The 13,122-nt window shown below is 61.7% G+C and carries 11 protein-coding genes; 3 read left to right on the forward strand and 8 right to left on the reverse strand.

What is annotated here, in order from left to right; translation table 11 throughout:
• Positions 1-1,041: 1,041 nt before the first annotated feature.
• From ACWNZ1_RS23770 to ACWNZ1_RS23800, 7 genes are all read right to left on the reverse strand, one after another.
• The gene (locus ACWNZ1_RS23770; protein WP_135847535.1) at positions 1,042-1,608 is read right to left on the reverse strand and encodes a GNAT family N-acetyltransferase; all 567 of its coding nucleotides are present in this window, start codon (positions 1,606-1,608) and stop codon (positions 1,042-1,044) included.
• Positions 1,609-1,878: 270 nt separating this feature from the next.
• Positions 1,879-2,649 (reverse strand): electron transfer flavoprotein subunit beta, encoded by a 771-nt coding sequence (gene etfB, locus ACWNZ1_RS23775; protein ID WP_135847536.1) that lies wholly within the window; start codon positions 2,647-2,649, stop codon positions 1,879-1,881.
• A gap of 15 nt (positions 2,650-2,664) precedes the next feature.
• Positions 2,665-3,885, reverse strand: coding sequence for an electron transfer flavoprotein subunit alpha (gene etfA / locus ACWNZ1_RS23780; protein ID WP_135847537.1), 1,221 nt, complete (start codon positions 3,883-3,885; stop codon positions 2,665-2,667).
• A complete protein-coding gene (gene dgcB, locus ACWNZ1_RS23785) occupies positions 3,885-5,834 on the reverse strand; it encodes a dimethylglycine demethylation protein DgcB (protein WP_135847538.1) in 1,950 nt (649 codons plus the stop codon). The genes etfA and dgcB overlap by 1 nt, the downstream gene beginning before the upstream one ends.
• A 170-nt stretch (positions 5,835-6,004) precedes the next feature.
• Complete coding sequence (dgcA, locus tag ACWNZ1_RS23790) at positions 6,005-8,065, reverse strand: dimethylglycine demethylation protein DgcA (protein ID WP_456027924.1); 2,061 nt, start codon at positions 8,063-8,065, stop codon at positions 6,005-6,007.
• Between the two features lie 15 nt (positions 8,066-8,080).
• Positions 8,081-8,611 carry a DUF5943 domain-containing protein gene (locus ACWNZ1_RS23795; protein WP_053156148.1) on the reverse strand — a complete coding sequence of 177 codons (531 nt, stop codon included), beginning with the start codon at positions 8,609-8,611 and terminating at the stop codon, positions 8,081-8,083.
• 78 nt (positions 8,612-8,689) lie between these two features.
• The gene (locus ACWNZ1_RS23800; RefSeq protein ID WP_135847540.1) at positions 8,690-9,667 is read right to left on the reverse strand and encodes a dipeptidase; all 978 of its coding nucleotides are present in this window, start codon (positions 9,665-9,667) and stop codon (positions 8,690-8,692) included.
• 235 nt (positions 9,668-9,902) lie between these two features.
• Between ACWNZ1_RS23800 and ACWNZ1_RS23805 the strand changes: the two genes are divergently transcribed.
• Positions 9,903-10,304: a lysozyme inhibitor LprI family protein gene (locus ACWNZ1_RS23805; RefSeq protein ID WP_135847541.1), complete on the forward strand. Its 402-nt coding sequence runs from the start codon at positions 9,903-9,905 to the stop codon at positions 10,302-10,304.
• A gap of 57 nt (positions 10,305-10,361) precedes the next feature.
• The gene (locus ACWNZ1_RS23810; RefSeq protein ID WP_265072478.1) at positions 10,362-10,778 is read left to right on the forward strand and encodes a DUF3010 family protein; all 417 of its coding nucleotides are present in this window, start codon (positions 10,362-10,364) and stop codon (positions 10,776-10,778) included.
• A 155-nt stretch (positions 10,779-10,933) separates the two neighbouring features.
• Here ACWNZ1_RS23810 and ACWNZ1_RS23815 read toward each other — a convergent pair whose 3' ends face one another.
• On the reverse strand, positions 10,934-11,893 hold the full coding sequence (locus tag ACWNZ1_RS23815) for a GlxA family transcriptional regulator (protein ID WP_135847543.1): 960 nt from the start codon (positions 11,891-11,893) through the stop codon (positions 10,934-10,936).
• A gap of 220 nt (positions 11,894-12,113) precedes the next feature.
• Here ACWNZ1_RS23815 and ACWNZ1_RS23820 point away from each other — a divergent pair, with 220 nt between their 5' ends.
• The gene (locus tag ACWNZ1_RS23820; protein ID WP_256453868.1) at positions 12,114-13,058 is read left to right on the forward strand and encodes a choline ABC transporter substrate-binding protein; all 945 of its coding nucleotides are present in this window, start codon (positions 12,114-12,116) and stop codon (positions 13,056-13,058) included.
• Positions 13,059-13,122 lie beyond the last annotated feature (64 nt).

A 13,122-nucleotide genomic window follows, 5' to 3' on the forward strand; every position in this document is an offset into this window, starting at 1 on the left:
GGCGCACGAACGCCTGGCCACTGTCCCGTATGGGCTCAAGCGGCAGTCAACGGTGTAACGGGGAAACGCGAGGGCTCAGTCACGCGCTATAGACGCGCACGCTGATAGGTAGCGTGACGCCGAATGCGCCTGGGCAACGCAGTGGCAGGCGTCGGGACGCACATCACAAGGGAGATCGGGTACGAGCGAAGAGGCGGGCTATCCATCATGCGTTCTCCCTGAACCTGACATGGATAAAGTGGCGGTGTCCTTGTGCCATGAGTGAAGACAGGTGATACCCCCCCGTCAAGGGAACGCCTTAGAACTGTATGAAATTTGATCTATTACGTTTCAGACTATGACTGTCGGGGCCTGCAGCCTTTCGCAAACAAGTTATCCACACGACCACCCACAGCAAATGGGGACAAGTGCCTCGACCGTCGGATTTTTCTTTCGATAAAGCCAAGAAAAACCGTGACTTATGAACAATGACGGTTTTTACGGCGCGCAGGTCAATTATTGATCAGATGCCTGAAAGGCTTGCCAGGCCTGGGGTGTGGAGGACAGCGAACACCTTATCCACAGAAGCGCCAACAGTGTTTGGGGGTAATTCTGATGGTTCTGTGGAAAACCGCTTTAACGGCTTATAAATCGGGGTTCCGTTGGGGTTTCTCGGGTAAAAACAAGGAATTGATCATTTAATGATCAATTCCTTGAAAGCCTCGCTCCGTATGGCTTGTAGAGGACAGCGAACATCTTATCCACAGAAGCGCCAACAGAGATTGGGGGCAAGTATGGGGCTGCGCCCAAGCTTATTCACAAATAAAACCCAGGAAAAACCGTGGGTTAGGCTGGTTGTTTTTTAAGCGCTGGCTTGGAGGGCCTGATCTGCGTGGGGTGTGGCGAGGGGCGAACAGGTTATCCACAGAGGCGCGCACAGGGATTGTGGGTAAACACCAATTCTACTGTGGGAGCGGGCTTGCTCGCGAAGGCGGTGTGTCAGTCGATGAAAATGTTGCCTGACACGCCGCTTTCGCGAGCAAGCCCGCTCCCACATGACGCTCAAGGCCGATGCATGAGATACGCCTGCCCCGTCACCCGAATCATCGGATGCGGGACAACCTGGCAGGTTTTGACGATGCCAAAGCCATGGCGCTCATAAAAGCGTCGGGCGCCGGTGTTCGCGGCATAGTCGATCAGGCTCAGGCCTTTGAGCGCCAGTTGATCGGCACGCTGTTGCGCCAGCTCGAGAAAGCGCACGCCGAGCCCCTTGTTACGCCAACCTTCATGCAGGGCCAAGCTCGATATATAGAGGGTATCGGGGACTTCCATGTCGGCGTAGGGCGCCAGGATCGGATCAGTGACGGGAGCCGCCTGCGGATCCTCACGCGTCACGTAGCTGTGCATCATGCCGATGACCTGTCCATTGGCTTGCGCGACAAGACAATTCTGGTAGGAAAAATCGACATTTTCTCGGGCATAACGAGCGGCTCCCACCTCCAGGAGGTCCTGCCCTGGCTCCGCCAATTGACTCCAGATGTAATCCGACGCGCCCTCTGAGGAAATCCGGAACAACCGGGCGATCTCCCGTGTATCCATGGGCAAGGCCGGACGAAATTCAACTTCCATTGATAGGGCTCCATTAGCTGTCAAACGGCTTTTTTACGCACAGGTTTGAGTCGCGACAACATACCTGGCCAGCGGTTTTATGGCTGGATGTTGCAGTAAGGTCAGGCTGGTCGTTTTTTGAGCGCAGGTTTGAAAGGCTTGATTGGCGTGCTGTGCGCATAGGGCCGAACAGGTTATCCACAGAGACGCGCACAGGGATTGTGGGTAAACACCCATCCTACTGTGGGAGCGAGCACGCTCGCCCCCACAGGGTTTGTGGTGAGCTTGGATTTAGCGAACCACCCCTTCCTCCACCAACAACTTGAGAATCGCCTCGGCGCCCGCCTCCGGGCTGACGCCCTTGAGCACTTGCCCGCCTCCGCCGCTGGCCTTGGCCGTGGCGGCTTTCATGCGGTCGGCGCCGCTCTTGGCCTTGATCACTTTCAAGCGCTTGGGCCGTGGTTTGGCCGGTTGCAGGGTCGCCACTGCCAGCAGGGTGTCGTCGATCACCTCGACTTCCTCCGCGTGTAGCACGCCGCGCCGCGCCGGGCCGTAGGCGCTTTGCCGAGGTTTGGGCGCGGCGTTATCCACAGTGGCCAGGAACGGTAAGCGCACTTTGAGACGGCGCCGTTGGCCGCGGGGCAAGGCTTGCAGCACCAAGGCCACGCCGTTGTCGATGGACTCGACCTGGGCCAGCCCTACCACCAGCGGCCAACCGAGGTTTTCCGCCAACAGGAACGGCAACATGCCCGAGCCTTCGCCGGTTTCCGCCTGGCTGCCGGTGAGCACCACTTGAGCGCCAGCGTCACGCAGGTAGTCGGTCAGGGCCGGCAGCGCGTCGGCGCCGATGGGGTTTTCCAGAACGTAGAGTTCGTCCAGGCCCATGCCCAGGTAAGCGCGCAGGGCCGGTTCGGCCACATCGCCGGCGTGCAGCACTTGCAGGTCGTTGCCGGCCAGTTGCAGGCCGAGCTCCACGGCCCGGGCGTCCTGCTCGGCACGCCGGGGCCGACCGGAGGTCGGGTGGGCGCCGATGGACACCAGGCTGATCACTTGAGTACTCATGGTTGAATCCTTAGCTTAAGCCGCATCACGCTTGGCTTCGTTGCGGTAAGCCTCTACCGCCGCGATCAAGGCCTGGAGAATCGCCGCGCTGTCGCCGATCACCGACAGGTCTGCCCGTTTGATCATGTCGCAACCCGGGTCGAGGTTGATCGCCACCACCTTGTCGCAGGCACCGATGCCTTGCAGGTGCTGGATCGCCCCGGAAATCCCCACCGCCACATAGACCCGCGCCGTGACCCAGGTACCGGACGCACCAACCTGACGGTCGCGGCCCATGAAGCCGTCGTCCACCGCCACCCGTGAAGCGCCTTCGGTGGCGCCCAGGGCCGCAGCGGTCTGGTGGAAAAGATCCCAGTCCTTGACCCCGTTGCCGCCGGAGAAAATGAATTCGGCTTCGGCCATCGGGATCGCCCCCGGGTCCACCGCCACCGCGCCCAGGTCTTCGATGCGCGACAAACTGCGCGCCACGCTTGTGGATAACTCCACCGGCAAGGCTTCATGGCGAGTTTCGCTAACCGGCTCGGCGCATTCGGCCGCTGCCAGGATCAAGCGCGCCAATGGCCGGGCCAGGTCTTGCAAGCCGGCACCGGCACGGCCGATGCACTCCTCGCCCTTGACCTGCCAGACCCGCGTGGCCGGACGTTCGCCCAGGGCCGCAGCCAGACGCCGGCCCAGTTCACCGCCACCGGTGCGGCTGTCGGGCAGCAGCCAATGGCGTGGATTGAATTGGTTATCCACAGCCCGCAGGCCCTGCACCCGTTGTTCCGGTGCATAACCACTGAACTCTTCGCCACCCAGCACCAGCAAGCGGTCAACGCCCGCCGTGGCGAAGGCATTTTCCTTGTGCTCGCCGAACACCACCGCCAACACCGCGCCATCGCTCCCGGCCAGTTGATGGGCCAGGCCCAGCAGATCGCGGTCGTGGCTGCTGAGGCGGCCACCGACCATGTCCGGCACCACACTGATGTAGAACGCCGGTTGTGGCACTTGATGCAGTGGCAGTTGCACCTCAGCGGCGGCGGTACGCTTGGTCGCGCCACCCTGCTGGGCACCGCTGCGGTCAATGCGTTTGATGCCGTTGGGGCCGATGAAACCCACGCCATGGACATTCTTGCGGATAACGCCGTTGGGCCCCATCCAGCTGTGCTGTACCGGTTGCATGGCCGCGTGCAGCGGGTGCAGGCGGTTGCGGGCGATCCACTCGGCGCGAGGGTCGCGGCGGATGATGTCGCTCATTAATGCACCTCCGCAGGTTCACGTTTGACCGGGGCCGCGGTTTTGCCCGGGGCCGCGTCTTCGAGCAGGGCGTCGGCCACCAACTCGGCGATGTCCTTGATCAACGGTCGCGGCTCGACCACACCTTCAAGCATCGCGGTGCATTGTGGACAACCCACGGCCACCAGCTCGGCGCCGGTTTCGCGGATGTCTTCCATGCGCATGTCGGGAATCCGCTGCTTGCCCGGGATGTCGGTGATCGGCGCACCGCCGCCACCGCCGCAGCAACGCGAGCGGAAACCGGAACGCTGCATTTCCTTGACCTCGATACCCAGCGCACGCAGCACTTGGCGTGGCGCCTCGTATTCGCCGTTGTAGCGGCCCAGGTAGCACGGGTCGTGATAGGTCACGCTGTCGCCCTTGTGCTGGCCGAGGCTGAGGGCACCAGCGTCGATGATCTCCGCCAGGTAGGTGCTGTGGTGCTGCACCAGGTAGTTGCCATCGAAAGCGCCGTATTCGTTTTTCAGCACGTGGAAGCTATGGGGGTCGCAGGTGACGATGCGATTGAAACTGTACTTGGCCAGGGTCTGGATGTTGCGTTTGGCCAACAGCTGGAAGGTCGCTTCATCGCCCAGGCGCCGGGCCACATCGCCGCTGTCGCGCTCTTCGAGGCCGAGCACGGCGAAGTCGACTTTTGCGGCTTTGAGCACTTTGACGAAGGCACGCAGGGTGCGTTGGTTGCGCATGTCGAAAGCACCGTCGCCGACCCAGAACAGTACGTCGGTGGATTTCTTCTCGCTGAGCAGATTCAGGTTCAAATCCGCCGCCCAGTTCATCCGCCCACCCGGGGCGAAACCACCCGGGTTGTCGGTGGCGATGAGGTTTTCCAGGACCTCGGCGCCCTTGTTCGGCGTGGCGCCCTTTTCCAGGGTCAGGTGCCTGCGCATGTCGACGATGGCATCGACGTGCTCGATCATCATCGGGCATTCCTCGACACAGGCCCGGCAGGTGGTGCAGGACCACAGCGTCTCGGCGTCCACCAGGCCGTTGACGATCGGCTGATGGGGATTGCCAGCATGTTCGCCCACCGGTTTACCGGGGTACGGACTGCCGGCGAACTTCGCATCGGTGCCGCCGGCCAGGCCGACGACCATGTCCTGAATGAGTTTCTTCGGGTTCAGCGGCTGGCCGGCGGCAAAGGCCGGGCAAGCAGCTTCGCACTTGCCGCACTGCACGCAGGCGTCGAAGCCAAGCAGTTGGTTCCAGGTGAAGTCCTTGGGTTTCTCAACGCCCAGCGGCGCGGTGGGGTCGCTCAGGTCCAGCGGTTTGAGGCCGGTGGAGCGGCCACCGCCAAAACGCTCGGCACGGCGGTGCCAGGCCAGGTGCAGGGCACCGGCGAAGGCGTGCTTCATCGGCCCGCCCCAGGTCATGCCGAAGAACATCTCCGACACGCCCCAAAGCACGCCCAGGCCCAGCAATGCCACCAGTACCCAGCCACCGAAGTCCGCCGGCAAGATCCCCGCCACCGGCAAGGTCACCAGGAAGAAGCTGATGGAAAACGCGAACAGGCTTTTCGGCAGGCGCATCCACGGGCCTTTCGACAGCCGTGACGGTGGGTTGCGCCGGCGCAGGGCGACGAAAATCGCGCCGCTGAACATCAGCAGCGTGGCAAACAGCAAGGCATAGCCCAGGATGCGATTCTGGAGGCCGAAGCCGTGCACCAGGATCGCCAATACCGCCGCCAGCACAAAGCCGCCCGCCGTGGCGACGTGGGTGTTGGCGATGTATTTGTCCCGCGCCACTACGTGGTGCAAGTCCACCATGTAGCGCTTGGGCATGGCGAAGAGACCGCCGATCAGGTCGACCTTGGACGGTCGGCCCCGGCGCCACATGTTCACCCGCCGCAAGGCGCCAAGGACCGCGAGGCCCAAAGCGGCGAACAGCAGGATGGGAAGAAGGGTGTTCAGCATGGTGAAGCTCCCAAAGACCTCAGGTCTTGCAGGCACAGAAACCTGGATGTCTTGCTCGATTCCTGTGGGAGCGGGCTTGCTCGCGAAGACGGACTGACATTCAACATCGATGTCGACTGATCCAGCGCTTTCGCGAGCAAGCCCGCTCCCACAGGGTTATCCACAAGCCGTTAGAAATCCTTGCACAGCCGCAAAGCGTCGTAGATGGCGGCGTGGGTATTACGCTGGGCCACACAGTCGCCAATGCGGAACAGCAGGTAGCCATCGCCGCTCTGCTCCAGGCACGGTTGCGGCTTGATCGCGAACAGGGCTTCGACGTCGATCTGGCCCTTGTTGCGCGAACCTTCCTTGAGCGCGTAGTAGATCTCTTCGTCCGGACGCACGCCGTTTTCCACCACCACCTGGTCCACCACGCGCTCTTCCTTGGCACCGGTGTATTCGTTCTCCAGCACCGCCACCAGCTTGTCGCCTTCGCGGTAGACCTTCTCCAGCATCATGTCCCCGGTCATGATCACTTCCTTGGGGTACATGCTGCGGTAGTAAGTGGGGAACGAGGTCCCGCCAATCGCCACGCCCGGCTTGATGTCGTCGGTGACGATCTCGACCTGGCTGCCCTTGTCGGCGAGGAAGTCGGCCACCGACATGCCGGTGAATTCGCAAATGGTGTCGTAGACCAGCACGTTCTTGCCTGGCGCGACCTTGCCGTCGAGCACGTCCCAACTGCTGACCACCAGCCCCTCGGCGGCGCCCCAGTGCTCGTTCTGCTCCAGGTTTGGATGCCCACCGACGGCCAGCACCACCACGTCCGGACGCAGGTCCATGATGGTCGCCGCGTCAGCCGCCACGCCCAGGCGCAGGTCGACTTTCAACCGCGCCAGTTCCAGTTGGAACCAGCGGGTGATACCGGCGATCTGGTCCCGTTGCGGGGCTTTCGAGGCCGTAGTGATCTGCCCACCGATGAATTCTTTCTTCTCGAACAGGGTCACGTCGTGCCCGCGCTCGGCGGCTACCCGCGCCGCTTCCATCCCGGCCGGGCCGGCACCGACCACCACCACCTTGCGTTTCGGCCCGGTGGACTTCTCGATGATGTGCGGCACGCCCATGTATTCACGGGAGGTCGCGGCGTTCTGGATGCACAGCACGTCCAGACCCTGGTACTGACGGTCGATGCAGTAGTTGGCGCCGACACACTGTTTGATCTGGTCGATCTGGCCCATCTTGATCTTGGCGATCAGGTGCGGGTCGGCAATGTGCGCGCGAGTCATGCCGACCATGTCGACGTACCCGCCCTCCAGAATCCGCGTGGCCTGGTTCGGGTCCTTGATGTTCTGCGCGTGCAGCACCGGGACCTTGACCACTTCCTTGATACCGGCGGCCAGGTGCAGGAACGGCTCCGGTGGATAACTCATGTTCGGGATGACGTTGGCCAGGGTGTTGTGGGTGTCGCAACCCGAGCCCACCACGCCGATGAAGTCCAGCATGCCGGTGTCATCGTAATACTTGGCGATCTGCTTCATGTCCTCGTGGGACAAGCCGTCCGGGTGGAACTCGTCACCGCAGATGCGCATGCCCACGCAGAAGTCGTCACCGACCTCGGCGCGCACGGCCTTCAACACTTCCAGGCCGAACTTCATGCGGCCTTCGAAGGTGCCGCCCCATTCGTCGGTACGCTTGTTGACCCGCGGGCTCCAGAACTGGTCGATCATGTGCTGGTGCACGGCCGACAGCTCGACGCCGTCCAGGCCACCGGCCTTGGCGCGCTTGGCGGCGCTGGCGTAGTTGCCGATCACCCGCCAGATTTCTTCCGGCTCGATGGTCTTGCAAGTGGCGCGGTGCACCGGCTCACGCACGCCGGACGGCGACATCAGGGTCGGCCAGTTGAAGCCGTCCCAACGTGAGCGCCGGCCCATGTGGGTAATCTGGATCATGATCTTGGCGCCATGCTTGTGCATGGCGTCGGCCAGGTTCTGGAAGTGCGGGATGATGCGGTCGGTGGACAGGTTCACCGAACTCCACCATTCCTGCGGGCTGTCGATGGCAACCACGGACGAGCCACCACAGATCGCCAGGCCGATGCCGCCCTTGGCCTTCTCTTCGTAATACTTCACGTACCGATCGGTGGTCATGCCGCCGTCGGTGGCGTAGACCTCGGCGTGGGCGGTGCTGAGCACGCGGTTGCGGATGGTCAGTTTGCCGATCTGGATCGGCTGGAACATTGCTTCAAAAGCCATGGCGCGATCCTCGACTTACAACGGCTTGACGATGAACAGGCCGTCGTCGTGGCCTTCTTCGGAACCGCCGTAGACCTGCTCGGCCACGGTGCGGATCGAACTGCCGCGGGCGGCAAGGATCTGGTCCATGGCGCCGGCGAACCAGCCGGTGAACATGTAGTCGACCTTGCGTCCGACCTTGCCGTACACATAGACGAACGCCGAGTGTTCGAGCTTGACGCTGGCGGTGCCTTTGTCGAGGTCGATGTCCTGGATCTTGAACAGGCCCCAACCGCGCTGGGACAGGCGCTTCATGTAGTGCTCGAACACCGCGACACCTTCCAGACCGTGGCACTCGGCTTCTTTTTCACACCAGTGCCAGGCGGATTTGTAGCCGGCCTTGTAGAGAATCTCGGCGTAGGCCTCGGCGCCCAGCACTTCTTCGATGCCCATGTGGTTATTGACGAAAAAGTGACGCGGCACGTAGAGCATCGGCAAGGCGTCGGAGGTCCAGACACCGGTTTCGCTGTCGACTTCGATAGGCAGTTGCGGGGCGATTTTGGCCATGAAAACTTGACTCCGGAAATTCGTGGTGTGCCTGCGGCGCAGATGACCGCAGGTAAAGGATTCAGCGGTGCGGCGGCGTTATTCGCCCCAGACGTCTTTGAGGACGTTGACCCAGTTCTCGCCCATGATCTTGCGTACCACCCGCTCAGGATGGCCGCGCTTGAGCAGCGTCTCGGTGAGGTTCGGGAACTCGCCCACGGTGCGGATGCCCAGGGGGTTGATGATCTTGCCGAAGCTGGTCAGACGACGGGCGTAGCCCTTGTCGTGGGTCAGCATTTCGAAGAAGTCCTGGCCGTGGCCCTGGGTGAAGTCGGTGCCGATGCCGATGGCGTCCTCGCCCACGATGTTCATGGTGTATTCGATGGCTTCGGCGTAATCGTCGATGGTCGAATCGATGCCCTTGGCCAGGAACGGCGCGAACATGGTCACACCGACGAAACCGCCGTGGTCGGCGATGAACTTCAGTTCTTCATCGGATTTGTTGCGCGGGTGCTCTTTCAGGCCGGACGGCAGGCAGTGGGAATAGCACACCGGTTTCTTCGATTCGAGGATGACTTCTTCGGACGTCTTGGAACCGACGTGGGACAGGTCGCACATGATGCCGACCCGGTTCATCTCGGCGACGATTTCGCGACCGAAGCCCGACAGGCCGCCGTCACGCTCGTAGCAACCGGTGCCGACCAGGTTCTGGGTGTTGTAGCACATCTGCACCACACCCACGCCCAGCTGCTTGAAGATCTCGACGTAGCCGAGCTGGTCTTCGAAAGCGTGGGCGTTCTGGAAACCGAAGATGATGCCGGTCTTGCCCTGTTCCTTGGCACGACGGATGTCGGCGGTGGTTTTCACCGGGATCACCAGGTCGCTGTTCTCGCGGATCAGTTTCTGGCTGGCGACGATGTTGTTGATGGTGGCCTGGAAACCTTCCCACACCGACACGGTGCAGTTGGCTGCAGTCAGGCCGCCCTTGCGCATGTCTTCGAACAGGTCGCGGTTCCACTTGGCAATGATCAGCCCGTCGATAACGATGCTGTCGGCGTGCAATTGCGCTGGGCTCATCAGGCAGTCCCCTTTTGTCAGCGATTCATGCGCCGAATCGTGTGCCGGCGCTTTGGGGCCAGCATATGCCTGAGGGCCGTGGCGACCGGGTGCAAAAACGACAGGGGAATTGCCGAAAGCGTCAATCCGCGACAAAGGGCTATGGTCGACCCACCCTACCCGTCTGTTCTTTACCCCAGGCTTACGCCAGAATCCGCCGCATCACTGGCTTTCACTGGACTTGAGCGGCGACGCAATGAAATCAATCTTCCTGGCTTTGGCACTGATCAGCACCGTCGCACACGCGACCGAAGACACCGAACCAAACCCCTGCGACGCCGTGGAAAACGACGTCCAGACCCTGGCCTGCTCGGCCTACGGCAAAACCGCCGCCGAACAACTGCTCAATGAAAACCTGCAGAGCCTCTTCGAGCGCCTGCAAACCCGCTACGCCAGCGACAAGGCCCAACTCAGCGACATCACCAGCAAGATCAAGGCCGCCCAACAACTCTGGCAAAAACAGCGCGACGCCGACTGTGCCATCGCCGCCTTCCCGGCCAAACCCGGCAGCGAAGCGTACAAAATCGCCGAAAACGACTGCATGGCCCAGGTGAGCGACGATCGGTCGGAGTTTTTGGAGTCGATTGGGCAGGAGTGATGCGTCAGGAGCCGTTCCGCGCGGTAAGCTGCGCGCATCATCGGTAAAGGGACTCACATGAAAACCTGCGGCATCGAAATCAAAGGCAGCGAAGCAATCATCGCCGTGGCCTCGCTGGATCAACAGACGCTGACCCATATCGTCCTCAACACCAAGAAAATCGCCCTGGACGACGATGACGAAGCCGCCAACGTCAAGGCCTTCGCCGCTCAGGTGCAGGCGTTCGTGGTGGATAACGGTATCGAACGCATCGCCATCAAGAAGCGCAGCAAGAAAGGTGAGTTCGCCGGAGGGCCGACGACGTTCAAGATCGAAGGAGTGTTCCAGTTGCTGGAAGGTTGCGAGGTGACACTACTGTCGCCGCAGACCATCAACGCGCAGAGCAAAAAGCATGACTTCACCCCGCCGGCGACGCTGAACAAGTATCAGCATGAGGCTTATAAGGCAGCATGTTCGGCGCTGGTGAAGAAATAGACCTTTCCAACCGGACACAGTACCTGTGGCGAGGGAGCGCCCAGGCTCCTGAGCATCTTGGCCACCACCTCCAGCTTCGAATCGGTGAGTTTTATACTCAATTATGACGACAGGTATAATTTATAGTCGCGAGCATAATTGAGTATAAAACCCTGTCAAACCAGCTCCCGTCCATCCCCCTGCCGCCGCCGATCCTCCCGTGGGCAGCGCGCGAACCGTGCCCGATAGCTGCGAGTGAAGTACGACGGTGACTCAAAACCGCAGGCAATGCTCACTTCCAGCACGCTCATGTCGGTCTGACGCAGCAACTGCCGGGCCTTTTCCAGGCGCAGGCGCAGGTAGAAATTGCTCGGGGTGTCATTCAGGTGCAGGCGGAACAAGCGTTCGAGTTGACGGCGGGTCACGCCAATGGACTCGGCCAGTTCAAGGGTGCTCAAGGGCGGTTCGCTGTGGGTTTCCATCTCGCCGATGACGTGCACCAACTTCTTGTTGCGAATACCGTAGCGGCTGGCGATTTCCATGCGCTGGTGGTCTTTGCGCGGACGGATGCGGCCGAGCACGAACTGCTCGCTGACCTGAATCGCCAATTCGGCACCGTGGGCCTGGCCGATCAGGTCGAGCATCAGGTCGATGGACGCGGTGCCACCGGCGCAGGTGATGCGTCGACGGTCGATTTCAAACAGCTCCTGGGTCACGCTCAGCTGTGGATAAGATTCCTTGAACGCCTCGATCGCTTCCCAGTGCAGGGTCACGCGGTGCCCTTCCAGCAGGCCCGCCTCGGCCAGGACCACACTGCCGGTGTCGATACCGCCCAGGGTCACACCTTCGTTGTCCAGCCGATGCAGCCAACGCTCCAGGGCCGGGGTGGCGAACTTCAGCGGTTCGAATCCCGCCACCACCCAGAGGGTCGCGCCCTTCTTCAGCGGTTCCAGCGCGGCATCGGCGTTGACCGACATGCCATTGCTCGCCAGCACCGCTCCGCCATCGGCACTCAACACATGCCAGCGATACAGCTCGCCGCGAAAACGATTGGCCACCCGCAACGGCTCGATGGCCGAAATGAAGCCGATGGCTGAAAAGCCCGGCATCAACAAGAAATAGAAATCCTGGGACATGGAGCGCACTCGGTTAGCGGGTAGCGTGCGGATCTTGATACGCCAGTTGCAAGGGCTGTTCAAGCGCTGGAGGCCTCTATTCGTGAAACAGGACACCAGGTCGCCGCAGTGCAAGAGCACGTCGCCGCTGTGCGTTTTACCGAGCGTAGGGCTGCGTAACTTGGCATCACCGGCGCACAGACACCGGACCCCATAACAATAAGCTGCCGAGGAACCCGACATGAAACGACTGATCAGCTCCTGCGTCCTTGCTCTCAGCGGTACCGCTTTCCTGAATGGCGTCGCCATGGCGGCCGAGCCCGCCGCATGCCAGAACGTGCGCCTTGGCGTGGTCAACTGGACCGACGTCATCGCCACCAGCGCCCTGACCCAGGTGATGCTCGATGGCCTCGGCTACAAGACCAAGCAAACCAGCGCCTCCCAGCAAATCATCTTCGCCGGCATCCGCGACCAGCGCCTGGATCTGTTCCTGGGTTACTGGAACCCGCTGATGACCCAGACCATCACCCCGTTCGTCGAGGCCAAGCAGGTCAAGGTGCTGGAACAACCCAGCCTCAAGGACGCTCGCGCAACCCTGGCCGTGCCGACTTACCTGGCCGACAAAGGCCTGAAGACCTTCGCCGACATCGCCAAGTTCGAGAAGGAACTGGGCGGCAAGATCTACGGCATCGAACCGGGCTCCGGGGCCAATACCCAGATCAAGGCCATGATCGCCAAGAACCAGTTCGGCCTGGGCAAATTCCAACTGGTGGAGTCCAGCGAGGCCGGCATGCTCGCCGCCGTGGACCGCGCCGTGCGGCGCAAGGAAGCCGTGGTGTTCTTTGGCTGGGCGCCGCACCCGATGAACGTCAACGTGCAAATGACCTACCTCACCGGCAGCGACGACGCCCTCGGCCCGAACGAAGGCATGGCCACCGTGTGGACCGTCACCGCGCCAGACTACGCCCAGCAATGCCCGAACGTGGGTCGCTTGCTGAGCAACCTGACGTTCAGCGCTGAAGATGAAAGCCGGATGATGCAGCCGCTGCTGGATCACAAGGACCCGCTCGAATCGGCCAAGCAATGGCTCAAGGATCACCCGCAAGACAAGCAGCGCTGGCTCGAAGGCGTGACCACCTTCGACGGCAAGCCCGCTGCCGACAACCTGAAACTGACCAGCAACTGAACAACCGTTATCCATCTGCGCAGCGCCAAACGGCTGCGCAGTGACTTACCACGCCTGAAGGAAT

Source organism: Pseudomonas sp. CFBP 5748, from assembly GCF_053850495.1.

What these genes read in the sequence shown, in the direction of transcription:
- ACWNZ1_RS23805 (WP_135847541.1), top strand. Translation starts at nt 9,903, where the DNA reads ATGAAATCAATCTTCCTGGCTTTGGCACTGATCAGCACCGTCGCACAC.
- ACWNZ1_RS23795 (WP_053156148.1), bottom strand. Translation starts at nt 8,611, where the DNA reads ATGGCCAAAATCGCCCCGCAACTGCCTATCGAAGTCGACAGCGAAACC.
- dgcB (WP_135847538.1), bottom strand. Translation starts at nt 5,834, where the DNA reads ATGCTGAACACCCTTCTTCCCATCCTGCTGTTCGCCGCTTTGGGCCTC.
- etfA (WP_135847537.1), bottom strand. Translation starts at nt 3,885, where the DNA reads ATGAGCGACATCATCCGCCGCGACCCTCGCGCCGAGTGGATCGCCCGC.
- ACWNZ1_RS23800 (WP_135847540.1), bottom strand. Translation starts at nt 9,667, where the DNA reads ATGAGCCCAGCGCAATTGCACGCCGACAGCATCGTTATCGACGGGCTG.
- ACWNZ1_RS23810 (WP_265072478.1), top strand. Translation starts at nt 10,362, where the DNA reads ATGAAAACCTGCGGCATCGAAATCAAAGGCAGCGAAGCAATCATCGCC.
- ACWNZ1_RS23820 (WP_256453868.1), top strand. Translation starts at nt 12,114, where the DNA reads ATGAAACGACTGATCAGCTCCTGCGTCCTTGCTCTCAGCGGTACCGCT.
- ACWNZ1_RS23770 (WP_135847535.1), bottom strand. Translation starts at nt 1,608, where the DNA reads ATGGAAGTTGAATTTCGTCCGGCCTTGCCCATGGATACACGGGAGATC.
- dgcA (WP_456027924.1), bottom strand. Translation starts at nt 8,065, where the DNA reads ATGGCTTTTGAAGCAATGTTCCAGCCGATCCAGATCGGCAAACTGACC.
- ACWNZ1_RS23815 (WP_135847543.1), bottom strand. Translation starts at nt 11,893, where the DNA reads ATGTCCCAGGATTTCTATTTCTTGTTGATGCCGGGCTTTTCAGCCATC.
- etfB (WP_135847536.1), bottom strand. Translation starts at nt 2,649, where the DNA reads ATGAGTACTCAAGTGATCAGCCTGGTGTCCATCGGCGCCCACCCGACC.